The following is a 26,035-nucleotide window of genomic DNA, read 5'->3' as shown; positions in this document are numbered from 1 at the left end:
TCCTTTCCATATTCCTGCTTACTTACTCAGATACAATTATAATATCAAATCTTAGCAATTTTTACAATATCTTATTCCCTTATAAAATTCATTATTGTAAAAGTTTTACATTCAACGTAAAATAAAGTAGCTGATAAATTCGCTTCTTACATTGGTTTTTAAAATATGGGTATCAGCATGGGTATCAAAACAAAAAAATAGGCTCTCCGAAAACTCGGAAAGCCTTATTTAATGCTACTTCTAGCTTCCTCGCCTTTAGATTTCAAGGCTCGGAATAAAAAGGTTCACTGGACCTTTTTATTTTGCGATTGGGTAAACAGAAACTTGTTTTTTATCGCGTCCTTTACGTTCAAAGCGTACTACGCCTTCAACTTTAGCGAACAAAGTATCGTCTCCACCACGTCCAACGTTCACACCTGGGTAAATGTGTGTACCACGTTGACGGTAAAGGATTGATCCACCTGTTACTGTTTGTCCGTCAGCTGCTTTAGCTCCAAGACGTTTTGCTTGTGAATCACGTCCGTTTGATGTAGAACCTCCACCTTTTTTGTGGGCGAAAAGTTGCAAGTTGTTAAGAGTCATTTTTAACATAATGTTTTCCTCCGTGTTAGTTTTCTGTGATAACTCTGGTTTGGACGAACTCAGAAGAGTTCTCCGATAAGTTTGCCATACCTAAGAAAAATGATTCAAAGAATAACTGGGTCATTTCTCTCTGGTGTGAAGGAAGATCTTTTGGAATTTCAACCATCAGATAGCCACCTTCATCTTCGTTTAATTCTAGGATTGGTTCATAGCCTGCAAATTTCTCAATAGAATTGATAAAGTTAATGGCAAGCGTAGAAACCGATGCACACACGACATCTAAGCCGTATTCGCCACTCTCGGCGTGTCCAGTAATTTCCGCACTCCTCAGCTCGCCATCTTCGGCTCTCTCAAAGACTGCCTGTATCATGTGTTCTCCTTAAAATTAAGCGTTGATTGCGTTGATGACAACTTTTGTATATGGTTGACGGTGACCTTGTTTACGGTGGCTACCTTTTTTAGGTTTGTACTTGTAAGTAACAACTTTCTTTTGTTTTCCTTGTTTTTCAACAGTTCCAACTACAGTAGCTCCAGCAACAAGTGGAGTTCCGACAACAGTGTTTTCACCACCAACAAGAACAACTTCGTTAAAAGTCACTTCTTGACCAGCTTCAACGTTCAATTTTTCAACGTAAACTGCTTGACCAACTTCAACTTTAACTTGTTTTCCGCCAGTTTTGATAATTGCGTATGTGCTCATTATGCACCTCCTATGATTTTTATGGGTTTCCCCGATTTTTTTGTGAAGACTCGCCTAGCATCGTGGGACAAACCACTTAAACTTGAATAGTCAAGCAACGATGTTCGTGCGGTTGCACAGGATCGTGCATAGTCAACTCTTCAAGTATAGCATATCTCCTATTTTCTTACAAGTAATAACACCTAAAATGAAGCTTTTTCTTTTACTTTTTTCTGCCAAGAGGCAAAAAGCATGCTGAGGTAAAAAATACTCATCATAATAGGAACACCAAGAATGGTCTTTTCATGATAGAAAATCGTCAAATAAGCTGAAAAGACAACGCCAAGGACAAAACTACTAAGCAGGCTAACAAAGATAATCCCTTCACGTAAAAAAGGAGTGTGCTTGGTCCGAAAATAATCTCCAAAAGCCAGCATGGTCCGTTTGATATTCCCTGTCATAAACGCGTTATTATAAGCTATACCTGACACTTCACCAAAAGCAGTTGTCACCAAGCCCATACAAAAGGCTAAGGGCGGTACTAGATAGATATTATCTACAGTTTGCGGTACAAAACCAATAATGATTGATAAGATTGCCAAAGGAATCAGTGACAGAATTGGCTTTTTCACAATTCTCAATTTTTCCTTATAAACAGTTAATAAAAAGACCCCCATCATAAAAGCTAGCAAGGTGAGAACCTTGTCCCTAACATCTGAAACATTATTTTGAATTAATTCTACTGAAAGAAAGACTACATTCCCAGTTTGTCCAGCTACAAGAGTGTTTCCTCGCACAATAAACGTATAGGCATCTACATAACCTGCACAAAAAGTCAAAAAAAGCGCTAGCCTCTTAGACTGACGTGATATTTTTCTTATAGGTAATAACCTCATTTTCCCTCCCATTTCATTTACTCATCTCATTATTGTACCACTTTCTTTGGAAAAGACCTAGTAGCTTATTTGAAATTTTTCACCCTCTGTTGGATAGTCCCGTCTATCTATGTTATAATGAAAGAAGGATTTGAAATCGGAAAAGGAGTAACTATGCTTAAATTAGGTGTCATCGGAACAGGGGCTATCAGCCACCACTTCATAGAAGCAGCCCATACCAGTGGAAAATACCAGCTGGTCGCAGTCTACTCTAGAAAACTAGAAACTGCGGCAACCTTTGCTTCTCGCTATCAGGATATCCAACTCTTTGATCAAGTAGAGGACTTCTTCAAGAGCTCCTTTGATGTAGTCTATATTGCTAGTCCAAACTCCTTACATTTTGCTCAGGCAAAAGCTGCCTTGTCTGCTGGTAAACACGTTATTCTTGAAAAACCAGCTGTTACTCAGCCACAGGAATGGCTGGATTTGAGACATACAGCTGAGAAAAATCACTGTTTTATATTCGAAGCAGCTCGCAATTACCATGAAAAAGCTTTCACTATCATCAAAAACTTTTTAGCAGACAAACAGATTTTAGGGGCAGATTTCAACTATGCCAAGTATTCTTCTAAAATGCCAGATTTGTTGGCGGGACAGATACCAAATGTCTTTTCAGATCGTTTTGCTGGTGGAGCGCTTATGGATTTGGGGATTTATCCTCTCTACGCTGCCGTTCGTCTCTTTGGAAAGGCTCAGGACGCAACCTATCAGGGGCAACAGCTTGACAATAGCATTGACCTAAATGGTGACGGAATCCTCTTCTACCCAGACTTTCAAGTTCACATCAAGGCTGGAAAAAACATCACTTCCAATCTCCCTTGCGAGATTTATACGACAGATGGTACCTTGACCCTCAACACCATCGAACATGTCAGCTCAGCTATTTTTACCGACCATCAAGGCAATCAAGTCCAACTCCCTATCCAACAGACTCCTCATACGATGACTGAGGAAGTCGCTGCATTTGCACACATGATCCAGCAACCAGATCTGAATCTCTACCAAATTTGGCTGGAAGATGCAAGTTCAGTTCATGAGCTACTATATACTATGCGCCAGACTGCTGGCATTAGATTTGAGGCAGAAAAATGAAAACCAAACTACCGACTGAATGGCAAGAACTGAGTGACCAACTCGATTTCCAAGAATTCACTCCCATTCAAACTCAACTATTTGAGCCCCTTCTTGCTGGAGAAAACCTCCTAGGAGTGAGCCCAACAGGAACTGGTAAGACCCTAGCTTACCTTCTACCAAGTCTTCTCAGACTACAAAAGAAAAAAGCCCAACAACTCTTGATTCTAGCACCAAATACTGAGCTTGCTGGACAGATTTTTGATGTATGTAAAACGTGGGCTGAAGCTATCTGCTTAACTACCCAACTCTTCTTATCAGGTTCGAGTCAAAAACGTCAAATTGAACGACTCAAAAAAGGACCAGAAATTCTGATTGGAACCCCTGGCCGTATCTTTGAACTGATTAAATTGAAAAAAATCAAGATGATGAATGTGGAAACCATCATCCTGGATGAATTCGACCAATTACTAGATGATTCTCAGATACACTTTGTCGAGAAAATTACTCACTACGCACCTCGTGACCACCAACTTGTCTATATGAGTGCGACAACCAAGTTTGACCAAAAGAAGATTGCGCCTAACACACGTACCATTGATCTCTCTGACCAAAAATTGGACAACATCCAGCACTTCTACATGCAGGTAGATCAACGTCACCGAGTGGATATGCTACGAAAACTGGCTCATGTAGAGGATTTCCGAGGTCTTGTCTTCTTTAACAGCCTATCAGACCTTGGAAGTGCAGAAGAAAAACTACAGTATCGGGATATCTTGGCTGTTTCCCTCGCTAGTGATGTCAATGTCAAGTTCAGAAAAGTCATCTTAGAAAAGTTTAAAGACAAGCAACTAACCCTACTTCTCGCAACAGACCTTCTGGCTCGTGGAATTGATATCGATAGCCTCGAATGTGTCGTAAACTTTGATGTTCCTAGAGATAGCGAAACCTACACTCACCGTGCTGGCCGTACTGGTCGTATGGGCAAGGAAGGTTACGTTATCACTCTCGTCACTCATCCAGAAGAAATCAAAAAACTTAAGAAGTTTGCAAGTGTACGAGAAATTGTCCTAAAAAATCAAGAACTCTATGTAAAATAAAGCCCTCATTGAGGCTGGGCAAAAAGTCTTTAAAATCAAAAACGCATAATATCAGGTATTGAACCTTGATATTATGCGTTTTATTGTGGGAAATTTTACTTCATTTTCTCCTAAAATTGAGTTTTTATCTAGCCTCTTTTTTGTAAAACTACATAAGATTCGTAGTAAAAAAACTCTCCAACTATTTTATTATACCATATAAATTAATAAATAAATAGACTTGTTTTTTTATTTTTTTGACGTATACTAATAATAGAAAACGCTTAAAATTAAATAAAAGGAGATTTTATGAGGAAAGTAAATAAGGACATTTTATTCTTAACCGGAATCATAGTTTTATGTTTTGGTTTTTTATTATTTCACATCAACCCCTATTATGCTGGACCCGATGAGACACTGAAAGGAAGAATAAATTTATTCTTTTGGCAGCTATATTGGAGACCTATAGGAACTCTCAGTATCCTTTCGGGTTGCATTATGACTTTCAAAGGATTGAAAAAATAATCTTTTGATCATGAAGAATAGACATTTTTTTATGATTAAATTGAAATTATTGTTTTTCTCTGTTCTATCAAATCTATTTTTCTTAGTCACAACATCTACGGTTTTTGCTGATGTCTATCCTTGCACAAATTATGAAATTGTATCTAATCGTGTTGTAAAAGATATCAACACAGGAGAGTTATTGTCATTTTATACGACTGAACTTAGAGACGCCTATTTAGAGTCTAAATCTACGTATCAGACTCGTTCTAATGCAACTGGTGTTGCAGACTATAGAACTAGCTCCTCTCACTCTTATAAGAGCAGCGCTACATCAGGATCTCTAAGTTCAACTGCTTATGGTGGAAAAGCTGGAGCTACCCTAACTTTAAGTGCAGCTGTTAGCTTTTCTGCTCCTGAGTCTGGATTTTGACTTAGTTTAAATCACTCAGTATCCCATAACGTACCACCCTACACTTATGGTTACATCAGGCTAAAAGCATCTTACATAGTAAATGTTCGTAAACTAGAAGTTAGATACTTAGGAACTAACAAATGGGTTCCAGCTGGTGAAACCTCTACTATATCGAATGTTAGTGTTTGGAGCGAACTAGTCACTTGAAAATAACTTATTAGATGGATCTGGACTTTATCAGGTCTATCTTTTTATTTTTTTAAAAAAAGAACCTTGCAAAGCAAGATTCTTTTAGTGTCTGACTTAAATAATTGTTCTTCTGGGAACTAAATCGAATTAAGCTTCGATTTCTGTAACCATACCTGAACCAACAGTACGTCCACCCTCACGGATAGAGAATGTAGTACCTTGTTCTACGGCGATTGGGTGGATCAACTCAACGTCGATTGTCACGTTATCACCAGGCATTACCATTTCAGTACCTGCTGGAAGTTCGATTGAACCTGTAACGTCAGTAGTACGGAAGTAGAATTGTGGACGGTAGTTGTTGAAGAATGGAGTGTGACGTCCACCTTCTTCTTTAGTAAGGATGTAAACTTCACCTTTGAATTTAGTGTGTGGGTTGATTGAACCTGGTTTAGCGATAACTTGTCCACGTTCGATTTCGTCACGTTGAACACCACGAAGAAGGACACCTACGTTATCTCCGGCAAGACCTTCGTCAAGTTGTTTACGGAACATTTCAACACCAGTAACAACTGCTTTTTGAGTTTCTTCTTTGATACCAACGATTTCGATTTCGTCGTTGACTTTAACGATACCACGGTCGATACGTCCTGAAGCAACTGTACCACGTCCAGTGATTGAGAATACGTCTTCGACTGGAAGAAGCAATGGTTTGTCAGTGTCACGTTCTGGTTCTGGGATGTACTCATCAACTGTGTTCATCAATTCCATAACGATGTCTTCGTATTTAGTGTCACCTTCAAGGGCTTTAAGAGCTGAACCTTGGATAACTGGAAGATCGTCACCTGGGAAGTCGTATTCTGACAATAGGTCACGGATTTCCATTTCAACCAATTCAAGCAATTCTTCGTCGTCAACCAAGTCAACTTTGTTCATGAAGACGATAAGGTGTTTAACACCAACCTGACGTGAAAGAAGGATGTGCTCACGAGTTTGTGGCATTGGTCCGTCAGTTGAAGCTACTACAAGGATAGCTCCGTCCATTTGAGCGGCACCAGTGATCATGTTTTTAACGTAGTCCGCGTGTCCTGGAGCGTCGATGTGAGCGTAGTGACGTTTTTCAGTTTCGTACTCAACGTGCGCAGTGTTGATTGTGATACCGCGTTCGCGTTCTTCTGGAGCAGCATCGATAGACGCATAGTCTTTAGGTTGGTTAACTGATGAAGGCAAGCGACGTGCCAAAACAGTTGTGATAGCTGCAGTTAGGGTAGTTTTACCGTGGTCAACGTGTCCGATAGTACCAATGTTAACGTGTGGTTTACTACGATCGTATTTTTCTTTTGCCATTTGAGTAAAAGCCTCCAATAAAATATATTTTATAGATAGACAGTAGGCAATACAGTCTAACTTTCCTTACTATTTTATCAAATTTCAGCTAAATTGCAAGTGTTTTACAAAGTTTTTGTGAATTATTCTTAATATGCTACTCCAAATGCTACTTCTACTCTTATCGCTTCTTTGATGAAAAAGAAAAATCAGGAATTTCCTGACTTTTACTTAGCTAATTCTCTTTCTCGTTCTTTCATTATTTTATGATTTTCATACAAACGTGATAAAAACTTAGAAATTTCTTTTAAGATAGAATAGGTTGGTACTGCGACAATCATGCCAATGACACCATAGATATTACTTGATAACAAAAGTAATACTAAAATCGTAATTGGATGAACCTTCATCACTCCACCAACGATTCGAGGGTAAAGGATGTTCCCATCTACTTGTTGAATAATCAACATATAAACAACTGCAATCAGCATTCTATGAGGATCAGTAAAGACATTGGCGATAATCATCGGAATCAAACCAATACTTGGTCCAACATAAGGAATGAGATTGGCCAATCCTGAAAAGATGGCAAAGACCAAAGCGTATTTCAAACCAATCACGCTATATCCGATAAAGGCCAAACAACCAATAATAATCGCATCAATAGCAACTCCACTAATATATCGAGCAATTGTAGTATTCAAATTTTTTAAAAGACCTGTAATATGCAACTTATCTCGCTTTAAAACAGTACGCTCAAGCATCGGCAAGAATTTGTGGCCATCTAACAAAAAATAAATTAAAAATACAGGTGTCATGATAATAATCAAAACAGTACTAAAGAGCGCAAATAAGACACTTCCAACACTATTCGTTACACTATTTAGGATATTCTGTAGAATATCTACATAAGAGAGATTTAACTGTTGAATAGTCGCTTGAATATCTAAATTTTGAAAGGCTGGATAAGTGGATAAATCGATAATCAAATCTTGCAGACGACTGTAGATTGTCTGACTTGTAGCAATCAAACTTGTCAGCTGATTAATCAAAATCGGTAAGAGATAGACGACCCCAATAACTAGCCCACAAACCAAGGCGCACAAGGTTAGTAGAATACCAATGATACGGTTAATTTTGAAATACTTTTGTAAAAAATTTACAATAGGATTGGTCAAATAATATAAAAAACCACCTAAAAGAAAGGGAATCATTATAGTGTTTGCGACACTTACAAAAGGCGTTATAATCCCACCCATCTGTCTCCATAAATAAAAGATGATGGTTAATAGTAAAATCTCACTGGTCCAAAAAAATAATTTATTCTTACGAAACATGAAGTACCTCCATTCATCTATTTTACCACACTTTCAAAAAAGCTTCTTTCTTATATCATGAAACTGGGAATATTTTTTTCTTTATGATAGAATAAACTTACTATGAAAAAAATAATTTTAACTCTCCTAAGCCTTTCCGTTATTGGGGCAGCATCTACTGTTGATGCTCAAGATTTTAATATTGCTGCTAAACATGCAATTGCTGTTGAGGCAAATACCGGTAAAATTCTCTATGAGAAAGATGCAACCCAGCCAGTTGAAATTGCTTCGATCACAAAATTGATTACTGTTTATCTTGTCTATGAAGCCTTGGAAAACGGTAGTATTACACTATCAACTCCGGTAGATATCTCTGATTATCCATACAAATTAACGACAAATTCTGAAGCGAGTAACGTTCCTATGGAGGCTCGTAATTATACCGTCGAACAACTACTTGAAGCAACATTAGTATCCAGTGCTAACAGTGCAGCTATAGCCCTAGCTGAGAAAATTGCTGGCTCAGAAAAAGATTTCGTCGATATGATGCGTGCAAAACTCTTGGAATGGGGAATTCAGGATGCCACTGTTGTTAATACAACGGGCCTTAACAATGAGACTCTAGGGGATAACATTTACCCAGGCTCTAAAAAAGATGAGGAAAATAAACTCAGTGCATATGATGTCGCTATCGTTGCTCGCAACCTCATCAAAAAATACCCACAAGTCTTGGAAATCACCAAAAAAACTTCTTCTACTTTTGCTGGAATGACAATCACTTCTACCAACTATATGTTAGAAGGCATGCCTGCTCATCGTGGTGGTTTTGATGGACTTAAGACAGGGACAACAGACAAGGCTGGAGAATCTTTTGTTGGTACTACCGTCGAAAAAGGGATGAGGGTTATCACAGTTGTTTTGAATGCAGATCATCAAGACAATAATCCTTACGCTCGTTTCACAGCTACATCTTCACTAATGGATTATATCTCTTCTACATTCACACTTCGTAAAATCGTTCAGAAAGGTGATGCTTATCAAGATAGCAAAGCCCCTGTACAAGATGGAAAAGAAGATACTGTCACTGCTGTTGCCAAAGATGATATCACTCTAATTGAACGTGTTGGGAGTCAAGCTTCCCAATCTATTCAATTCACACCTGATTCTAAGGCAATTCCAGCACCACTTGAAGCCGGAACAGTGGTTGGACATTTGACTTATGAAGACTCAGACTTGATTGGTCAAGGTTACATTACCACAGAACGGCCTAGTTTTGAAATGGTAGCAGAAAAGAAAGTAGAAAAAGCCTTCTTCTTAAAAGTTTGGTGGAATCAGTTTATCCGCTTCATCAACGAAAAATTATAAAAAAATCGCGATTTTAAACCGCGATTTTTTTGTTACAAGTTCATCTTCAAAATCCTTGATTTTGAGTAAATCTAATACTCAATGAAAATCAAAGAACAAACCAGGAAGCTAGTAGTAGGTTGCTCAAAGCACCGCTTTGAGGTTGTAAATAAAGCTGACGTGATTTGAAGAGATTTTCGAAGAGTATAAAAACAAATTTTACCCAACTGATCCTTCCATTTCATAGCTAATCAAACGGTTCAGCTCAACAGCATATTCCATTGGAAGCTCCTTTGTAAATGGCTCTACAAATCCCATAACAATCATCTCAGTTGCCTCAGATTCTGACAATCCACGGCTCATGAGGTAATAGAGTTGCTCTTCTGAAATCTTAGATACCTTAGCTTCGTGTTCCAAAGCGACTTGTGAGTTGTGAATTTCATTAAACGGAATAGTATCTGATGCTGATAAGTCATCCATGATAATGGTATCACACTCGATGTGAGAGACAGATTTCTTAGAGTTTTTATTAAAGGTTACTTGTCCACGATAGTCAACCTTTCCTCCACCTTTAGCGATGGATTTAGACACAATAGACGAGCTGGTATGTGGAGCGTTGTGGATCATCTTAGCTCCAGTATCCTGGTGTTGCCCTGCATTGGCAAAAGCGATAGAGAGCATGGTACCACGCGCCCCTTCTCCATCTAGGTAAACAGATGGGTATTTCATGGTTGTTTTGGCACCCAAGTTACCATCAATCCACTCAACAGTGGCATCCTTTTGAGCCTTCGCACGTTTTGTAACCAAGTTATAGACGTTATCAGACCAGTTTTGGATGGTTGTATAACGCATATAAGCACCATCTAAGGCAAAGATTTCTACGATGGCAGCATGCAAGCTGTTACTTGAATAAGTTGGAGCTGTACATCCTTCTACATAATGAACACTTGCTCCCTCATCAACGATAATCAAGGTACGTTCAAACTGACCAGTATTTTCGTTATTGATACGGAAGTAAGTTTGAAGTGGGATATCTACCTTGATCCCTTTTGGTACGTAGATAAAGGTTCCACCAGACCATACTGCTGAGTTAAGGGCAGCCAATTTGTTATCTGTTGGCGGTACCAACTTAGCAAAGTATTGTTTAAACAAGTCTGGGTATTCCTTGAGGGCAGAATCTGTATCTGTAAAGATAATCCCCAATTTTTGGAACTCTTCCTTCATGTTGTGGTAAACCACTTCTGACTCGTACTGGGCAGAGGCACCAGCTAGATAAGCACGCTCAGCTTCAGGAATCCCGATACGCTCAAAGGTTTCTTTAATCTTTTCAGGAACGTCATCCCAAGAACGAGCTGGTTTATCAGATGGTTTTTGATAATAAATCAGGTCATTAAAATCAATCTCTGACAAGTCTGCTCCCCAAGTTTGCATGGGCATTTTTTTGAAGGTTTCATAAGACTTCAAACGGAATTCTAGCATCCACTCAGGTTCTCCCTTAGCAGCTGATAGCTCACGAATGACATCTTCATTCAGTCCTTTTCCTGTCGATAGAACAGGCTCTACATCATCATGGAAACCAAATTTATATTCACCAAGGTCAATTGGTTTTGGTTCTACTCTTTCTTCAGCCATAATATCCTTTCTTTCATTCTTTATTTCTACTGATTCATAAGACAAAAGAAATTTGTCTTACTGATTGTCTTGATTTTCAATTGTTTTCTTCAGAGCGTTCCAAGCTAGGGTTGCACACTTGATTCGTTGAGGGAATTTTGCAACGCCTGATAAGAAGGCTGCGTCTCCAAGTTGGTCTTGACGCTCATCTTTTTGCCCTTGAACCATTTCAGAAAAAATGGTCGCAAGTTCTAAGATTTCTTGTTTGGTCTTGCCTAAAACGGCATCTGTCATCATACTAGCAGAGGCAGTTGAAATCGTACATCCTGAGTTTAGAAAAGCAATATCTACCAAACGGTCCTCTGCATCAAACTTGACAGAGAGGTTGATGACATCCCCACAGGTTGGATTGTTGAGACTGATTTGTTCAGCATCTTCCAACTTTCCTTGATGATGTGGATTTTTCGAATGGTCCGCTACCACTGCCATATAAAGGCTATCTAGTTTAGAAAGTGCCATTGAAAAACTCCTTTGTCTTTTGTAAGGCATCGACTAGCTTGTCGCAATCTGCCTTTGTATTATAGATATAAAAACTTGCACGAGCTGTTGCTGGAACATCCAAATACTGGAGCAAAGGTTGCGCACAATGGTGACCTGCTCGAACAGCCACTCCTTCATAATCCAAAGCAGTCGCAAGGTCGTGCGGATGAAGGTCGCCTAGGTTAAAGGCAATAACACCTGAACGTTGAGCCAAGTCCTGTGAACCATAAATGGTCAGTCCTTCAATCGCCTGCAGTTTTGGATAGACGTATGCGATCAATTCTTGTTCATGGGCTTCAATGGCATCCATACCAATGTTTTCAAGATAATCCACAGCTGCTGCCAGTCCAATTGCACCTGCCATATTGGGAGTTCCTGCCTCGAATTTCCAAGGTAATTCCTTCCAACTAGCAGATTGTTCATAAACGAAATCAATCATTTCGCCGCCAAATTCTACTGGTGACATTTGTTGCAGATACTTTTCTTTACCGTAAAGAACACCGATACCAGTTGGACCCGCCATCTTGTGACCTGAAAAGGCAAAGAAGTCCACATCCAAGTCCTGGACATCAATCTTCATATGAGGCGTAGATTGAGCACCATCCACCACCATTATGGCACCAACTTGGTGGGCCAATTGAGTAATTTCTTTGATTGGATTGACCACACCAAGAACATTGGAGGCGTGAGCAAGGGAGACAAATTTCACCTTATCAGTCAATTTAACTCGCAAATCATCCATATCCAGAGCTCCGTTCTTGAGATAAACATAGACAAGCTCTGCTCCAGTCTTGCGACAGGCCTCCTGCCAAGGAATGATGTTGGAATGGTGTTCCATGACAGAAATCAAGACCTGGTCTCCCTCAGTCAAGACTTCCTCAGCATAACGCGCCACCCAGTTCAGACTGGTTGTCGTTCCTCTAGTAAAGAGAACTTCCTTTGTAGACCCTGCATTGATAAACTTACGAATGGTTTCACGAGCCGCCTCATAAGAAGCTGTCGCCCTTTCAGCCAAGGTATGAACTCCACGATGAACATTGGCATTGTCGTTCTCATAGTAGCGGTTAATCGTCTCCAGAACTGCTAGTGGTTTTTGTGTCGTCGCAGCATTGTCCAAATAGACCAATGGTTCATCGTTGACAATCTGGTCTAAAATTGGAAAATCCTTGCGAATCGCTTCTACATCTAACATAGGCTCCCCCTTAGCGTTTTGACAATTTTTCTTCGATAGTTGCAATCATTTCATCACGAACTTCCTTGACTGGAATCTCAACGATAACAGATCCAAGGAAACCACGGACAACCAAACGTTCTGCAGTTGCCTTGTCCAAGCCACGGCTCATAAGGTAATACATATCTTCTGGATCAACTTGTCCGATAGAAGCCGCGTGTCCTGCAGTTACGTCATTTTCATCAATCAAAAGAATTGGATTGGCATCTGAACGCGCTTGGTCTGAAAGCATGAGAACACGACTTTCTTGTTGCGCATCTGCTCCCTTGGCACCCTTGATAATGTGCCCAATACCATTGAAGGTCAAGGTTGCTTTTTCAAGAATAACCCCATGTTGAAGGATATTTCCGATTGAGTTGCAACCATAGTTAGTTACTCGGGTATCAATCCCTTGTACCTGACGGCCACTTGAAAGTGCTACGACCTTAAGGTCTGCATGGCTACCATTACCAATCAAGTCACTATCAAAGTCAGCAACGACATTACCTTCGTTCATGACACCGATTGCCCAGTCAATGCTTGCATCGTTGCCTAATTTACCACGACGGCTAATGTAAGCAGTGACGTTTTCACCTAGACGGTCGATCGCAGCAAACTTCACTTGAGCACCAGAACGTGCAATCACTTCTACTGTGATATTAGCAGTTGCTTTGGCACTTCCTTCACCGCGTGACTCTAAACGCTCCAGATAACTAATCTTAGAATTTTTACCAGCGATAATCATAATATGCTTGTTAAACGGCACATCACTATCGCTGTCTTGATAGAAAATTCCTTCGATTGGTTCAGCAATTTCCACGTTATCAGGAATATAGAGAACAGCACCACTATTGAAATAAGCTGTATGGTAGGCTGCCAACTTGTCATCGTCATACTTAACAGATGACATGAAGAATTCTTCGATCAGCTCTGGAATTTCTTCTAAAGCTGAATGGAAATCTGTGAAGACAACACCCTGTTCAGCCAACTCAACTGGAGTTTGCTCAAAAACAGTTTGAGTTCCTACTTGCACCAATTTCAAGTGGTTATCTAGTGCAGTGAAATCTGGAACATTTGCTGATTGCTCACTTTCTGTAATCGTTCCATCACCCAGATTCCAACGGTGGAATTTGACACGCTCAATAACTGGTAATTCTAAACTCTCAATCTTATCAAAAGCTTTTTGACGGAGGTCAGCCAACCAGCTTGGTTCAGCGTGCATTTCTGAAAAAAGTTTAATATTTTCTTTAGTCATTTACTTCTCCTAAAAGATACGAGGGAATTACAATTCTTCCTTGTAGTCGTAGCCAAGTTCTTCAGCTAGTTTTGCGTATCCTTCACGTTCCAAACGCGCAGCCAATTCTGGACCACCTGAAAGGACAACACGACCTTCCATCATGACGTGTACCACATCAGGTGTGATGTAGTTCAAAAGACGTTGGTAGTGAGTGATAATCATAGCACCAAAGCCTTCACCACGCATAGCATTAACACCTTTAGAAACAACTTTAAGAGCATCAATATCAAGACCAGAGTCAATCTCGTCCAAAAGGGCAAATGTTGGCTCCAACATCAAAAGTTGAAGAATCTCATTACGTTTTTTCTCACCACCAGAGAAACCTTCGTTGAGGTAACGCTCAGCCATTTCTTCTTTCATGTTGAGCAATTCCATTTTTTCATCTAGCTTAGTGATGAACTCGCGAACTGAAATCTTTTCATCATCTTCTTTACCAGCATTCATAGCTGCACGAAGAAACTCAGCGTTAGTAATACCAGGAATTTCTGATGGATATTGCATAGCAAGGAAAAGTCCCATACGCGCACGCTCGTCAACTTCCAACTCAAGGATGTTTACGCCATCAAACAAGACTTCACCTTTGGTAACTTCATAGTTTGGATTTCCCATGATAGCGGCAGAAAGAGTTGATTTACCAGTACCATTTGGTCCCATGATAGCGGCGATTTCTCCTGTTTTCAGGGTCATGTTAACCCCTTTTAAAATTTCTTTTCCTTCAATCTCAACGTGAAGATCTTTGATCTCTAATACTGACATGATAGTTCCTTTCTTTTTCAAGGCCTTTACCAGAACTCACTAAAAACATACTTGATTTCCCTAGAAAATACGGTAAAAGGTCAATAAATATACTTTTATAGTATAACAAAAAAAAGCCTAAAAGGCTTTGATTTTGTCTAGAAGCTGAAGACTAGTCTTTTCCTTTTAAATGCTGGTCAATGACATCTACAATCTTGCCCATCAAGTAACTTACTCGGAAATTTCTGAAGAGCAAAATGGCCCAAAAGGCTGCCATAATATAGCGACCAGTCATCCAGGCTTCATTGAAAAAATAGGTCTCAGCAGCTGTAAACAGCGCAATGATAATAAATTGTTGTCTATTCATAAACTTATTGTATCATGAAATCTTTCTTTAGTCTTCCTCTACCTTCACTTTATCAGCCAAAAATTCAAATCCTTCTGGAATCAGGCTTTCTTCTGCTTCTTTTTCAGTTTGAGAAGATTTGGCTTTGGCTGAAAAGGCTGCGCGAACTTCTTTCCATTCTTCCATGGAAATAGCTAAAATCTCGGGTGAAAAACCTGCTGCCTGACTGAGGATGTTACCAAACATGGTGTTGAGATTGTCCCGTTTCATGGTTTGACCAGCATTGAAGTTAGACTCAAAAGCAAGAATAGCATGGTGTTCATTGGCCGCAACCGGTTGAGAACCAACTAGCAGAGCCTTATCAGGGCCTCCTAGACTTTCAATTACCTCTCCCCAGGCATTCTGCAAGCGAATCAGATTTTGGCGTGCTAAATCAGGATTTTCAACGGCCTCTTGTAGGATAGATTGAACTTTATTACGATCCACACGATAGACTGTTTTGCCTGCTGTTGGACGACTAGGAGCTGGATTTGTTGGCTTAGATACAGTTCCTACATTTACCAGTTCATGTTTGAGACGGGCAACTTCCTGTCTCAGTGCAGAAATTTCACTTTCAACTGCCCCAGAAAGAGCTGCTTCAGTCTTAATCTCTGCCAAACGGATAGTCATCATCTCAGCATAAATCTTGGGCTGCAAACTAGACTTAATATCTGCTAAACTGACTGTCGCCAAGCGAATCATTTCAAACAGATTTTCTTGAGGAAGTACCAAATTCTCTACAAAGACTGGACTATGATGAGTGTTTTCTCCACCTGTTTGGACAATTAACAAGTCTCTTAAATAGTGCAAAAGATCCGTCACAAAACGAGTCATACTCTTACCATTGTCAAAAAGAAGATTCAAGCAAGACAAAGCCTTGGGAACATCCTGTTGAGATAAGGCAGCCACATAATTATCCAAGGCTGATAGACTAATGGTACCAGTAATTTCTTCAGAGATGGCAGTCGTCAGCTCGTTTCCCTGTGTCAAACTCAAGGCTTGATCCAAAATAGACAAGGCATCTCGCATTCCACCTTCAGCCCGTCTGGCAATGATTTCCACAGCCTCTGGTTCAGAACTGATATTTTCTTTTTCTAAAATGTAGTGGATATGTTCCTTAATATCCTGTGTCTTAATCGATTTAAATTCAAAACGTTGCACACGGGATAGAATAGTGGCAGGAATCTTGTGCAATTCAGTAGTGGCCAAAATAAAGACCACATTCTGTGTTGGCTCTTCCAGCGTCTTTAGGAGGGCATTAAAAGCTCCTGTAGACAGCATGTGAACCTCATCTATGATATAAACCTTATAACGAGCAAGGCTAGGCGCATAGGTAGATTTATCACGAATTTCACGGATTTCATCCACCCCGTTATTAGAGGCAGCATCCATTTCAATGACATCTTCTAAACTACCATCTGTCACTGCTTTACAAATATAGCAGTTATTACATGGTTCACCACCCACTTGATTTGGACAGTTCATAGCTTTGGCAAAAATCTTGGCTACACTGGTTTTTCCCGTTCCACGTGGACCAGAAAAAAGATAGGCATGACTTATTTTCTCTTGCTCTACTGCTTGTTTAAGAGTCTTAGCCACAACTTCCTGTCCAACCAACTGGGAGAAGTTTTGACTTCTATATTTTCGATAAAGTGCTTGATACATTAGGCTTTCTCCCCAAACATTGTAAAGTCCCATTCTGTCTTTTCAAGCAAAATAGCGACAAATTGTTCCAAATAATCTCGATCCATAGCATCATAATCATCAATCTCTGAAGAATCAAGATCCAGAACTCCAAGTAATTGACCATTCTTTATAATCGGGACAACAATTTCACTTTTAGCTCGACCATCACAAGAAATATAGTTGGGATAAGTTGTTACATCACCAACCAGAACAGTTTCCTGAAAGTGAGCTGCCTCCCCACAAACACCTTTTCCAAGTGCAATACGGATGCAGGAAACACCACCTTGGAAGGGACCTAAAACCAATTCCTTTCCATCGAACAAATAAAAGCCTGCAAATACGGTATTAGGGAAGCGTGATTTTAGAAGAGCACTGGCGTTGGAAAGATTAGCCAAAACATTGTTTTCGCCTTCCAATAAAAAAGAGAGACCCTCATTCAACATTTGATAACGTGATTTTTTTTCTGATTCTAACATAGGACTATTATATCAAAAAAGGCTTACAGACAAAAGAAAAATCCTTTGTTTAGTAAACAAAGGATTTTGTGAATTTTCAATTTGATTAAAGTTCGATATCACCGAACAAGTCAGCCATTGAGAATCCTGTTTGTGTTTCTGGAAGTTCGAAATCACGTTTTTCTTGACGTTTTGGACGACGTGGACGAGCAGCACGTTTTTCTTCTTTTTGTCCTTCTTCTTGAGCTGGACGCTCTTCAAGAGCTTTGATAGAAAGTGATACGCGCTCTGCATCTGCGTTAACTTCAAGAACTTTAACTTGAACTTCTTGACCAACTTTAAGAGCTTCTTTTGGATTTTCAATACGTTTGTGTGAAATTTGTGATACGTGAACAAGTCCATCGATACCTGGCAATACTTCAACAAATGCACCGAAGTCAGTCAAACGTTTAACTGTTCCTTCTACTACATCACCTTTAGCCAATTTTTGCTCAACGCCATCCCATGGTCCAGGTGTTGTTGCTTTAAGTGAAAGTGAGACACGTCCTTCTTCTTCGTTAAGATCAAGGATTTTCACTTCAATTTCTTCACCAACAGTTACAACTGATTTTGGTGATACGTTACGTTCGTGTGATAATTCAGTCAAGTGAACCAATCCGTCAACACCACCAAGATCGATGAAAGCACCAAAGCTTGTGATACGAGCAACTTTACCAGTCACAACATCACCAACAGCCAATTTACCGAATACTTCAGCGCGAGCTGCTGCAGTAGCTGCTTCAACAACTTCACGACGTGAAAGGATGAAGCGGTTTTCTTTAGCATCAACTTCTTTGATTTTAGCATCAAATTCTTGACCTACAAAACGCTCAGTGTTACGTACGAAACGAGTATCCAACATTGAAGCTGGGATAAATCCACGAACACCTTCAAATTCTACTGAAAGTCCACCTTTAACGGCACGAGTTCCTTTAACAGTAACAACTTCTTCTTCGCGACCAACAAGTTTGTCCCATGCTTTGCGAGCTTCAAGGCGTTTTTTAGATACAAGGTATGTAACTGTATCAGTATCTTTACCAACTACTTGACGAAGTACAAGAACATCCAATACTTCTCCTACTTTAACAAAGTCATTGATATCTGCATCGCGATCGTTTGTCAATTCGCGAAGAGTCAAGACACCTTCAACACCAGTTCCAGAGATTGCAACGTTAGCTTGAGTCGCATCAACTGTCAATACTTCAGCACTAACAACATCACCAGTCTCAACTTGGCTAACGCTATTTAGCAAATCTTCAAATTCGTTCATCTAAAAAATCCTCCAACAATCAAGTTTTTCTTAAACTTGACATACTTATAATTTTTTTCCTAAGCACCCGCAAGGACATGTTCATATCGTTCACGTCTTTCAATTATAAAAATAAAATACCCTAAGATATTTTGATTTTATCTTGATCATTACCTAAGAACTGGGGTAGCTGGATTCGAACCAACGCATGAGGGAGTCAAAGTCCCTTGCCTTACCGCTTGGCTATACCCCATTGATGAAATGGAGAGAGAGGGATTCGAACCCCCGAACCCGAAGGAGCGGATTTACAGTCCGCCGCGTTTAGCCTCTTCGCTATCTCTCCTACAATCAACATGGACCATTATATCATGAAAATTTCAAAAAAACAAGACTTATTTTGCTAAATTATAATTTTCAATCAAAATTTCCACAGCTTTTTCCAATTTTTTATAAAAACTATCGACGTTTCCATTCTTTATGATGGCAAATTGTCCGTCTAATTCGGCAATTTCTCCGATAACTTTTTTACCAATTGTCAATGTATAGCCTTCAAAACTGTCTTTTCCTACATTAACCTTGGCATCTGCTACTTGAATTTCAATTTTTTTATCTTTCTTACTCATTTCATACCTCTCTTCACTTTTTCTATTTTACAAGAAAATCCCAAAACTAGCAAGAAAAAACTCTATATCGGGCTTGTCCGATATAGAGTTTTCCGCATTATTTAATGTGTTTTTCTAGTTCTTTTTGGTACTTACCATTTGATTCCAATTTTTCTTTTTGCCATTTTTTCAGTGCTTCTTCATATTCTTTTGTTGTAACAATATCTTTTTGCAATTTCATTCCTTTAAAGATATATGGGTCACCCTTAATACCAACTTGTGAGTATGGTTTTGAGAATGGCACGACATTACTTACAACTGGAGAACCACCAGATGAGGCTGTTGGCATCAATAATGAACTATCTGTCAACCAAGCTTGAGCCTTGGCATATTTTTCATAGCGTTCTTCAAGATTTGTAGTTTCTGAATCTGCATCATCCAATAATTTCTTATATTGGTCCAAACCAAGTTTAGCTACAACATCCTTATCTTTCCCTTTAGTAATACCAAGGTGTTTCATAGCAGAACCTGATTTAGGATCCATGATATTCAAGTAAGATGCTGGGTCTTGATAGCTTGGAGCCCATCCTGTACTGTTCAAATCATAATCTTTTTGAGAAGGAACACGCGCTTGAGAAGTGATTGTTTCCTTTTCATTATCTGTCATTTGAAGAACGTCGATAACAACATTTTCAGCACCAAGAGTTGATTCAATAGACTGTTTGAAAGAGTTGCTTTGTTGAACAGCGATGGTATCTGTTTGTTCAACTGGGACATCAAAGTGAATTGGGAATGTTACCCCTTTAGATTCCAAGTCTTTCTTAGCTTTTTCGAAAGCAGCTTTAGCCTTGTCAGGATTGTAGATAGAATCCTTACCGTCAACTAGCTCAACATCTTTCCATTGGTCACCATAGTTCACCAACTCTGCTTGAGCGATTTGACCAAAGTTTTTACCACCTGCTTGTACAAAGTTGTCAGGAACGAGGCTGTTACGAATAATCTTGTCCGCACCGTCTTCACCATTTAGCTGGGCAGCATAAGAATGGCGGTTGAAGGCAAAGTTGATAGCCTGACGGAAGTCCTTATTAAGCATAGCTTCTTTAGTAGAAGTCTTTTGCTCTTCACTTGTTTTCGCAGTTTTATTGTATGACTGACGATTTACGTTAAAGGTGAAGTAATAACTACTTGAGTCCTGTGGGCTATAAGTTATTTTATCTCCGTATTGTTCCAAAGTAGAAGCAAAGTTTGAGCTACTTGGGAAGAGACGGGCTGTCGTATAGGCACCAGAAGAGAAGCTACGAATCAACGATTCCTGATCAGAACCATCGTAGTAAGTCAATTTAATCTTCTCGATTTTTACCTTTTCTTTATCCCAGTAATTTGGGTTTTTCTCGTATTCGATCAACGATTTAGACGTCAAGGTCTTCAAGATATAAGGACCATTGTAGAGAATTCCTGCTGGAGTAACTGCTCCATAATCTTTACCTGACGCCTTCAAAAACTCTTCATTTACAGGTAACATCGTTGCTGTGGTGACTTTAGAGTTCCAGAAGCTTTCTGGTTTGTTTAGGGTATATTCAACTGTGTAATCGTCCAAGGCCTTGACACCAACTGTAGAGAAATCATTGGTCTCACCAGTCATGTAGGCATCCAAGCCCTTGATTGAATTTTGGATGAGAGAGACACCATCTGACTTACCGTCAGCTACGTGTTTTAGTCCTGTCACAAAGTCATGGGCTGTTACTTCTGCGTATTCTTCACCTTCAGAAGTGTACCATTTAACTCCTTTACGAAGTTTGTAGGTATAAGTCAAACCATCTTTTGACACAGACCAATCTTCAGCCAAGGAAGGAATAACATTTCCGTATTGGTCATTTTCCATCAATCCATCAACCACATTCCCGATGACATCTGTTGTAGATGTACGAGTCGCTACACTATAGTCCAAAGACGCCGGATCTACTGCATAAACATATGAAAATGTTGTCGGTGCATCTGCTTCTTTATCAGCTTTTCCACAAGCCGCTAATAGAGCTGTTGTGCTCAGGACCACTCCTGCTGTTAAGAGCCACTTTTTCGATTTCATAAAAAATCTCCTTTAGTTTATTTTAATCTACTTTTACAATCCAACTTTCTGGCGCTTCAATATCACCAAACTGAATTCCTGTCAATTCATCATATAATTTACGAGTCACAGGGCCTACTTCTGTTTCACTATAGAATACATGGAAATCATCACCGTGTTGAATACCTCCAATTGGAGAAATAACCGCTGCTGTACCACAGGCACCTGCCTCTACAAAACGGTCAAGCTTATCAATCGGGACATCCCCCTCAATAGGAGTTAAGCCCAAGCGATGTTCTGCCAAATAAAGCAAAGAATACTTGGTAATAGATGGCAAGATAGAAGGACTCAATGGTGTTACAAATTCATTATCAGCTGTAATTCCAAAGAAGTTAGCTGATCCGACTTCTTCAATCTTTGTATGAGTTGATGGGTCTAGATAGATAACATCTGAGAAATGACGTGACTTGGCCAATTTCCCTGGCAAGAGACTGGCAGCATAGTTCCCACCAACCTTAGCCGCACCTGTACCATTTGGAGCGGCACGGTCGTATTCATCCTGAATCAAGAAGTTGGTTGGAACCAATCCACCCTTAAAGTAATTTCCAACTGGCATAGCAAAGATGGTGAAAATGTATTCCTCTGCTGGTTTAACCCCAATAATATCTCCGACACCAATCAAAAGAGGGCGAAGATATAAGGTTCCACCTGTTCCGTATGGTGGTACATATTCTTCATTCGCACGAACAACTGCTTTACAAGCTTCTACAAACATTTCTGTTGGAACTTGTGGCATCAAGAGACGATCACAAGTATGTTGCAGACGTTTGGCATTTTCATCAGGACGGAACAGTTGAACACTACCATCCTTAGTACGATAAGCTTTTAAACCTTCAAATGCTTGTTGACCATAGTGAAGACTTGGAGAAGACTCTGAAATATGCAAGATTGCATCTTCTGTCAACTCTCCTTGATTCCATTGTCCATTTTTAAAATGAGCAATATAGCGATAAGGTAATTTCATATAGGAAAAACCGAGATTTTCCCAATCAATCGTTACTGTCATATTCCACTCCTTATTCTAAAAACCTATTTCTTTTATTCTACACTATTTTTATAAAATAGCAAGTATATTTTGTAATTTTCAGAAAATTTCTTCAATAAAAAAGAACCAGCTCTTAGAACTGATTCTTCATTTCACTTATTTGGCTTCTGTATATACTTCTTTAAAATAAGCGTCAAAAACTTCTTCATCTGAAATCGTATCAGAAATGAAGCTTCCGTTGCTAGTGCGTTCTGACAAGTTCAAGTCTTGCAATCGGCTTTCATAGATTGTTCCTTTGTTCGATTGAACAAGCAGAGTTTGGTCGTTCTCTTCCACTTCTGTACTGAAGAGATCACCAATAAATCCTTGCTCTGCAACTGCTCCTGCTAAGAAGACACGATGCGGTTTATTTTTTAGCTCACGCAAGACTTGTAACCCACGTTTGGCACGGCTGGTTGCTGGAATTTCGTCAATAGAAACACGTTTCAAACTTCCACGTTGGGTCAAGAGGTAGAAGGATGAGGTGTTACAGATAAAGGCAGATTGGAGGACATCATCTGCTTTCAGGTTCATAGCTTTGACACCTGCAGCCTTAGCACCGATAACTGGAACCTCTTCGATATTGAAACGAAGTGCATAACCATTTTGGCTAATCAAAAGAACATCATCTAGTTTAATCGGAGCCACTGCTACAATCTGATCTGTATCGTCTTTGAGCTTAGCATACTTGACAGACTTAGATTTGTAGGTTCGCCATGGAGAGAATTCTTTGCGTTCTACCCGTTTAATTTGACCGAGACGAGTTGCAGTAAAGTAGGTTGTCGCATCATCAAACTGATCCACGACTTCCACATAAAGGATTTCTTCGTTAGTTTCAAAGTTTGTAATGTTCTGGCTCAGATGCTCTCCAATATCCTTCCAGCGAATATCTGCCAATTCATGGATTGGTCGATAGATGACATTTCCAAGGGTCGTGAACATCAAAAGATGCTGGGTTGTCTTGGCAGATTGTACAAAGATCAAACGGTCATCATCACGTTTGCCAATTTCTTCCAAGGTTGAAGCCGCAAAGGAACGTGGGCTGGTACGCTTGATGTAACCTGCCTTGGTCACGCTGACGTAGGTATCTTCCTCGGCGATAAGACTAGCTGTATCAATCTCGATGACTTTCGCAGTGTCTTCTAAGCTACTCAAACGCGGAGTCGCAAATTTCTTCTTAACCTCACGAAGTTCTTTCTTCATAAGATTGTACATGGTCCGTTCATCCCCGATAATAGCCGCCAGCATGGCAATCTTTTCACGAAGTTCTGCTTCTTCTTCCTGCAAGACAACCACATCGGTATTGGTCAAACGATACAATTGCAAGGTAACGATGGCCTCAGCCTGCTCCTCTGTAAAATCATAGCTAACTTTGAGATTTTCCTTAGCGTCAGCCTTATTCTCAGAAGCACGGATAAGAGCAATGACTTCATCCAAAATCGAAATCACGCGAATCAAACCTTCGACTATATGGAGACGTTTCTCAGCCTTTTCCTTGTCAAAGCGTGAACGCGCCAAAATCACTTCGCGACGGTGGGCAATATAGCTAGACAAGATTGGAACAATCCCAACCTGACGAGGCGTGAAATTGTCAATCGCCACCATGTTAAAGTTATAGTTGATTTGCAGATCTGTGTACTTAAAGAGATAGTTGAGGACAAGCTCTGTATTGGCATCTTTTTTTAGCTCAATAGCAATACGTAGACCATCACGGTCAGACTCGTCGCGAACCTCAGCAATACCAGCTACCTTGTTATTGACACGAACATCATCGATTTTCTTGACTAGATTAGCCTTGTTGATTTCATAAGGAATCTCAGTAATAACGATTTGTTCCTTACCACCTTTTAGCTTTTCAATCTCAGTCTTGGAACGAACAACCACGCGCCCTTTCCCAGTTTCATAGGCCTTCTTGATTTCATCACGACCCTGGATAATCCCTCCAGTCGGGAAGTCTGGTCCAGGCAAGAATTCCATGAGTTTGTCCACCTTGGCTGTTGGGTGGTCAATCATGTAAACCGCCGCATCGATAACCTCAGCCAAATTATGCGGTGGAATGTCTGTAGCGTATCCAGCCGAAATCCCAGTCGAACCATTGACCAAGAGATTTGGAAAGGCTGCTGGCAAGACTGTCGGCTCTTTTTCGGTGTCATCAAAGTTCCAAGCAAAGGGAACTGTCTTCTTCTCGATATCCTGAAGAAGATAGCTAGCAATTTCAGACAGACGTGCCTCAGTATAACGCATAGCCGCAGGCGGATCTCCGTCCATAGAACCGTTATTACCGTGCATTTCGACCAAAATCTCACGATTTTTCCAATCCTGAGACATACGAACCATGGCATCATAGATGGAGCTGTCACCGTGTGGGTGAAAATTCCCCATGATGTTCCCGACTGACTTGGCCGACTTACGGTAGCTCTTGTCAAAAGTATTGCCATCTTTATTCATCGAATAAAGAATACGACGCTGAACCGGCTTGAGTCCATCACGAATATCTGGCAAAGCCCGGTCTTGAATAATGTACTTGGAGTAGCGACCAAAGCGCTCTCCCATGATGTCCTCAAGGGACATGTTTTGAATGTTACTCATATAGGATACAGAGCCCTCAAAATACAAAGGAAAAATAGGAAATTTTTAAAGTAAGCAAGCTCACAAGAGAATTTCTCTTTTTAACACAGCATTTAGGGCGTGTTCAACTCCTTTCAAAGAATGTAGGGTAGTTTTTTATAGAAAAGGTGTTCAGTTACTATAAATAACCAAACTATCCTTTCTGTAGTTTAATCTTTTTAATTAGTCAGCGATTTAGAAGTCTCTCCTCAGCATACTCAATCATCTTCTCAGCTACTTCTTTATCGTAGTTAAAGCCCATCTTGTTAGCAAGGTATCGTGCCTCTTGGTGGAAAAGCTTCATTGTAGCAAACAAAGACTGAGTGATTTTATCTATACTTGAAAAATCAAGCAGATTTGAGAATTCCTTTTCTTTCTCAATGGGTAAATAGTTAAAGAGATTCTTATAATTCTTTCCGACGTCTACTTTTCCCTTATCACTTGCCACCTGCCAAGCTAAGACTTTTAACAACTCTTTCTGGCAAATACCGTAGAGATGGTCAGTGGCATAGATGACTTGATGGCGACAGATTCCTTTGACCACGTAGGCTGACACCCACCAAAATTCATTGCAGGCTTTTTCAAAATCCTTTTCAGTAGCTGGGGTTATCCAGTAACGCTCTATATTTGGGAAATAGGCTTCAAATAAATTTTCTGGATCTTCCAAAACAGCAAATCCTGCCTCACTATCCACCCACTCTTGCATGTGTTCTTTAGGGCAAAGAGTCAAATCAATACGATTGCCATCTTCAAAAAGCATGAGATAGAGACGACGATTACCAAGACCAACTTCTTGCTCAATAATGCGCTTCCCAAACAGGTCTAGCCAAGAAAGGTCACTCGTCAGATTATCTAAATCGTCCACGACATAGACCACGTCATAGTCTTGAAATTCATCTTGTGGTGCTTGTGAATTTGTCCGTGAACCAGACATAGCGACGGCCGTGACTTGTAAGGTTTCAGCAGTCTTTAAAACTACATCGAGCATTTCTGTTTCAGTTCTCATGTTTATACCCATTCATTAAAAACTAAC

24 protein-coding genes, 2 tRNA genes and 1 other annotated feature are annotated in these 26,035 nt (G+C 39.9%); of the genes, 4 read left to right on the top strand and 22 right to left on the bottom strand.

The window, feature by feature from the left end; all coding sequences use genetic code 11:
* Window positions 1-297 precede the first annotated feature (297 nt).
* The 4 genes from rpmA to N8N51_RS02800 all read right to left on the bottom strand — a co-directional run bounded on the left by rpmA (window position 298) and on the right by N8N51_RS02800 (window position 2,169).
* Window positions 298-591, bottom strand: a complete 294-nt coding sequence (gene rpmA, locus N8N51_RS02815; protein WP_000916509.1) for a 50S ribosomal protein L27 — start codon at window positions 589-591, stop codon at window positions 298-300.
* A 16-nt stretch (window positions 592-607) separates the two neighbouring features.
* Window positions 608-952 carry a ribosomal-processing cysteine protease Prp gene (locus N8N51_RS02810; RefSeq protein WP_000613699.1) on the bottom strand — a complete coding sequence of 115 codons (345 nt, stop codon included), beginning with the start codon at window positions 950-952 and terminating at the stop codon, window positions 608-610.
* Window positions 953-967: 15 nt separating this feature from the next.
* Entirely contained in the window at window positions 968-1,282 is a 315-nt protein-coding gene (gene rplU / locus N8N51_RS02805) for a 50S ribosomal protein L21 (protein WP_000109141.1), read from the bottom strand.
* A gap of 36 nt (window positions 1,283-1,318) precedes the next feature.
* Window positions 1,319-1,406: a sequence feature (ribosomal protein L21 leader region), on the bottom strand.
* Between the two features lie 58 nt (window positions 1,407-1,464).
* On the bottom strand, window positions 1,465-2,169 hold the full coding sequence (locus N8N51_RS02800) for a YoaK family protein (protein WP_080983328.1): 705 nt from the start codon (window positions 2,167-2,169) through the stop codon (window positions 1,465-1,467).
* A gap of 141 nt (window positions 2,170-2,310) precedes the next feature.
* Here N8N51_RS02800 and N8N51_RS02795 point away from each other — a divergent pair, with 141 nt between their 5' ends.
* The 3 genes from N8N51_RS02795 (at window position 2,311) to N8N51_RS02785 (ending at window position 5,283) form a co-directional block, all read left to right on the top strand.
* Window positions 2,311-3,288: a Gfo/Idh/MocA family protein gene (locus N8N51_RS02795; RefSeq protein ID WP_261051426.1), complete on the top strand. Its 978-nt coding sequence runs from the start codon at window positions 2,311-2,313 to the stop codon at window positions 3,286-3,288.
* A complete protein-coding gene (locus tag N8N51_RS02790) occupies window positions 3,285-4,367 on the top strand; it encodes a DEAD/DEAH box helicase (RefSeq protein ID WP_125454572.1) in 1,083 nt (360 codons plus the stop codon). The genes N8N51_RS02795 and N8N51_RS02790 overlap by 4 nt, the downstream gene beginning before the upstream one ends.
* A gap of 535 nt (window positions 4,368-4,902) precedes the next feature.
* Entirely contained in the window at window positions 4,903-5,283 is a 381-nt protein-coding gene (locus tag N8N51_RS02785; protein WP_223330095.1) for a hypothetical protein, read from the top strand.
* Between the two features lie 318 nt (window positions 5,284-5,601).
* Here the strand turns inward: N8N51_RS02785 and tuf are convergent, their stop codons facing one another.
* Complete coding sequence (tuf, locus tag N8N51_RS02780) at window positions 5,602-6,798, bottom strand: elongation factor Tu (RefSeq protein ID WP_001040726.1); 1,197 nt, start codon at window positions 6,796-6,798, stop codon at window positions 5,602-5,604.
* 206 nt (window positions 6,799-7,004) lie between these two features.
* A complete protein-coding gene (locus N8N51_RS02775) occupies window positions 7,005-8,114 on the bottom strand; it encodes an AI-2E family transporter (protein ID WP_261100078.1) in 1,110 nt (369 codons plus the stop codon).
* A 102-nt stretch (window positions 8,115-8,216) separates the two neighbouring features.
* Between N8N51_RS02775 and pbp3 the strand changes: the two genes are divergently transcribed.
* Window positions 8,217-9,458 carry a D-alanyl-D-alanine carboxypeptidase PBP3 gene (gene pbp3, locus N8N51_RS02770; protein ID WP_261035587.1) on the top strand — a complete coding sequence of 414 codons (1,242 nt, stop codon included), beginning with the start codon at window positions 8,217-8,219 and terminating at the stop codon, window positions 9,456-9,458.
* 198 nt (window positions 9,459-9,656) lie between these two features.
* Here the strand turns inward: pbp3 and sufB are convergent, their stop codons facing one another.
* The 16 genes from sufB to N8N51_RS02690 form a co-directional block, all read right to left on the bottom strand.
* On the bottom strand, window positions 9,657-11,069 hold the full coding sequence (sufB, locus tag N8N51_RS02765) for a Fe-S cluster assembly protein SufB (protein ID WP_125454571.1): 1,413 nt from the start codon (window positions 11,067-11,069) through the stop codon (window positions 9,657-9,659).
* 57 nt (window positions 11,070-11,126) lie between these two features.
* Window positions 11,127-11,567: a Fe-S cluster assembly sulfur transfer protein SufU gene (sufU, locus tag N8N51_RS02760; RefSeq protein ID WP_125454570.1), complete on the bottom strand. Its 441-nt coding sequence runs from the start codon at window positions 11,565-11,567 to the stop codon at window positions 11,127-11,129.
* A complete protein-coding gene (locus N8N51_RS02755; protein ID WP_261103523.1) occupies window positions 11,554-12,780 on the bottom strand; it encodes a cysteine desulfurase in 1,227 nt (408 codons plus the stop codon). The genes sufU and N8N51_RS02755 overlap by 14 nt, the downstream gene beginning before the upstream one ends.
* 10 nt (window positions 12,781-12,790) lie before the next feature.
* The gene (sufD, locus tag N8N51_RS02750) at window positions 12,791-14,053 is read right to left on the bottom strand and encodes a Fe-S cluster assembly protein SufD (RefSeq protein WP_125454568.1); all 1,263 of its coding nucleotides are present in this window, start codon (window positions 14,051-14,053) and stop codon (window positions 12,791-12,793) included.
* 27 nt (window positions 14,054-14,080) lie between these two features.
* The gene (sufC, locus tag N8N51_RS02745) at window positions 14,081-14,851 is read right to left on the bottom strand and encodes a Fe-S cluster assembly ATPase SufC (RefSeq protein WP_261103522.1); all 771 of its coding nucleotides are present in this window, start codon (window positions 14,849-14,851) and stop codon (window positions 14,081-14,083) included.
* 151 nt (window positions 14,852-15,002) lie between these two features.
* On the bottom strand, window positions 15,003-15,197 hold the full coding sequence (locus tag N8N51_RS02740; RefSeq protein WP_001081602.1) for a DUF3272 domain-containing protein: 195 nt from the start codon (window positions 15,195-15,197) through the stop codon (window positions 15,003-15,005).
* 27 nt (window positions 15,198-15,224) lie between these two features.
* A complete protein-coding gene (dnaX, locus tag N8N51_RS02735) occupies window positions 15,225-16,880 on the bottom strand; it encodes a DNA polymerase III subunit gamma/tau (RefSeq protein WP_261103520.1) in 1,656 nt (551 codons plus the stop codon).
* On the bottom strand, window positions 16,880-17,377 hold the full coding sequence (locus N8N51_RS02730) for a GAF domain-containing protein (RefSeq protein ID WP_261103519.1): 498 nt from the start codon (window positions 17,375-17,377) through the stop codon (window positions 16,880-16,882). Before N8N51_RS02730 ends, dnaX begins: the two co-directional genes overlap by 1 nt.
* An 85-nt stretch (window positions 17,378-17,462) precedes the next feature.
* Entirely contained in the window at window positions 17,463-18,665 is a 1,203-nt protein-coding gene (rpsA, locus tag N8N51_RS02725) for a 30S ribosomal protein S1 (RefSeq protein ID WP_001001631.1), read from the bottom strand.
* Between the two features lie 160 nt (window positions 18,666-18,825).
* Window positions 18,826-18,897, bottom strand: a tRNA-Gln gene (locus N8N51_RS02720).
* Between the two features lie 9 nt (window positions 18,898-18,906).
* Window positions 18,907-18,987 (bottom strand) — tRNA-Tyr (locus N8N51_RS02715).
* Window positions 18,988-19,036: 49 nt separating this feature from the next.
* Window positions 19,037-19,267 carry a DUF2969 domain-containing protein gene (locus tag N8N51_RS02710; RefSeq protein WP_000037113.1) on the bottom strand — a complete coding sequence of 77 codons (231 nt, stop codon included), beginning with the start codon at window positions 19,265-19,267 and terminating at the stop codon, window positions 19,037-19,039.
* Window positions 19,268-19,364: 97 nt separating this feature from the next.
* A complete protein-coding gene (locus N8N51_RS02705) occupies window positions 19,365-21,332 on the bottom strand; it encodes a peptide ABC transporter substrate-binding protein (RefSeq protein ID WP_261103518.1) in 1,968 nt (655 codons plus the stop codon).
* Window positions 21,333-21,354: 22 nt separating this feature from the next.
* Window positions 21,355-22,377 (bottom strand): branched-chain amino acid aminotransferase, encoded by a 1,023-nt coding sequence (locus N8N51_RS02700; protein WP_261056713.1) that lies wholly within the window; start codon window positions 22,375-22,377, stop codon window positions 21,355-21,357.
* 135 nt (window positions 22,378-22,512) lie between these two features.
* Window positions 22,513-24,984 (bottom strand): DNA topoisomerase IV subunit A, encoded by a 2,472-nt coding sequence (parC, locus tag N8N51_RS02695; protein ID WP_261103517.1) that lies wholly within the window; start codon window positions 24,982-24,984, stop codon window positions 22,513-22,515.
* Between the two features lie 205 nt (window positions 24,985-25,189).
* A complete protein-coding gene (locus N8N51_RS02690) occupies window positions 25,190-26,008 on the bottom strand; it encodes an aminoglycoside 6-adenylyltransferase (RefSeq protein WP_261103516.1) in 819 nt (272 codons plus the stop codon).
* Window positions 26,009-26,035 lie beyond the last annotated feature (27 nt).

Origin of the sequence: Streptococcus mitis (assembly GCF_946188685.1) — a bacterium.
Lineage (GTDB): Bacteria > Bacillota > Bacilli > Lactobacillales > Streptococcaceae > Streptococcus > Streptococcus mitis_CC.
The sequence above is the reverse complement of the archived record's forward strand: the minus strand, read 5'-3'. Positions and strand labels throughout refer to the sequence as shown.

Excerpts from the sequence above, each read along its gene's own strand:
- rpmA (WP_000916509.1), bottom strand. The coding sequence starts at position 591 with ATGTTAAAAATGACTCTTAACAACTTGCAACTTTTCGCCCACAAAAAA.
- N8N51_RS02810 (WP_000613699.1), bottom strand. The coding sequence starts at position 952 with ATGATACAGGCAGTCTTTGAGAGAGCCGAAGATGGCGAGCTGAGGAGT.
- rplU (WP_000109141.1), bottom strand. The coding sequence starts at position 1,282 with ATGAGCACATACGCAATTATCAAAACTGGCGGAAAACAAGTTAAAGTT.
- N8N51_RS02800 (WP_080983328.1), bottom strand. The coding sequence starts at position 2,169 with ATGGGAGGGAAAATGAGGTTATTACCTATAAGAAAAATATCACGTCAG.
- N8N51_RS02795 (WP_261051426.1), top strand. The coding sequence starts at position 2,311 with ATGCTTAAATTAGGTGTCATCGGAACAGGGGCTATCAGCCACCACTTC.
- N8N51_RS02790 (WP_125454572.1), top strand. The coding sequence starts at position 3,285 with ATGAAAACCAAACTACCGACTGAATGGCAAGAACTGAGTGACCAACTC.
- N8N51_RS02785 (WP_223330095.1), top strand. The coding sequence starts at position 4,903 with ATGATTAAATTGAAATTATTGTTTTTCTCTGTTCTATCAAATCTATTT.
- tuf (WP_001040726.1), bottom strand. The coding sequence starts at position 6,798 with ATGGCAAAAGAAAAATACGATCGTAGTAAACCACACGTTAACATTGGT.
- N8N51_RS02775 (WP_261100078.1), bottom strand. The coding sequence starts at position 8,114 with ATGTTTCGTAAGAATAAATTATTTTTTTGGACCAGTGAGATTTTACTA.
- pbp3 (WP_261035587.1), top strand. The coding sequence starts at position 8,217 with ATGAAAAAAATAATTTTAACTCTCCTAAGCCTTTCCGTTATTGGGGCA.
- sufB (WP_125454571.1), bottom strand. The coding sequence starts at position 11,069 with ATGGCTGAAGAAAGAGTAGAACCAAAACCAATTGACCTTGGTGAATAT.
- sufU (WP_125454570.1), bottom strand. The coding sequence starts at position 11,567 with ATGGCACTTTCTAAACTAGATAGCCTTTATATGGCAGTGGTAGCGGAC.
- N8N51_RS02755 (WP_261103523.1), bottom strand. The coding sequence starts at position 12,780 with ATGTTAGATGTAGAAGCGATTCGCAAGGATTTTCCAATTTTAGACCAG.
- sufD (WP_125454568.1), bottom strand. The coding sequence starts at position 14,053 with ATGACTAAAGAAAATATTAAACTTTTTTCAGAAATGCACGCTGAACCA.
- sufC (WP_261103522.1), bottom strand. The coding sequence starts at position 14,851 with ATGTCAGTATTAGAGATCAAAGATCTTCACGTTGAGATTGAAGGAAAA.
- N8N51_RS02740 (WP_001081602.1), bottom strand. The coding sequence starts at position 15,197 with ATGAATAGACAACAATTTATTATCATTGCGCTGTTTACAGCTGCTGAG.
- dnaX (WP_261103520.1), bottom strand. The coding sequence starts at position 16,880 with ATGTATCAAGCACTTTATCGAAAATATAGAAGTCAAAACTTCTCCCAG.
- N8N51_RS02730 (WP_261103519.1), bottom strand. The coding sequence starts at position 17,377 with ATGTTAGAATCAGAAAAAAAATCACGTTATCAAATGTTGAATGAGGGT.
- rpsA (WP_001001631.1), bottom strand. The coding sequence starts at position 18,665 with ATGAACGAATTTGAAGATTTGCTAAATAGCGTTAGCCAAGTTGAGACT.
- N8N51_RS02710 (WP_000037113.1), bottom strand. The coding sequence starts at position 19,267 with ATGAGTAAGAAAGATAAAAAAATTGAAATTCAAGTAGCAGATGCCAAG.
- N8N51_RS02705 (WP_261103518.1), bottom strand. The coding sequence starts at position 21,332 with ATGAAATCGAAAAAGTGGCTCTTAACAGCAGGAGTGGTCCTGAGCACA.
- N8N51_RS02700 (WP_261056713.1), bottom strand. The coding sequence starts at position 22,377 with ATGACAGTAACGATTGATTGGGAAAATCTCGGTTTTTCCTATATGAAA.
- parC (WP_261103517.1), bottom strand. The coding sequence starts at position 24,984 with ATGAGTAACATTCAAAACATGTCCCTTGAGGACATCATGGGAGAGCGC.
- N8N51_RS02690 (WP_261103516.1), bottom strand. The coding sequence starts at position 26,008 with ATGAGAACTGAAACAGAAATGCTCGATGTAGTTTTAAAGACTGCTGAA.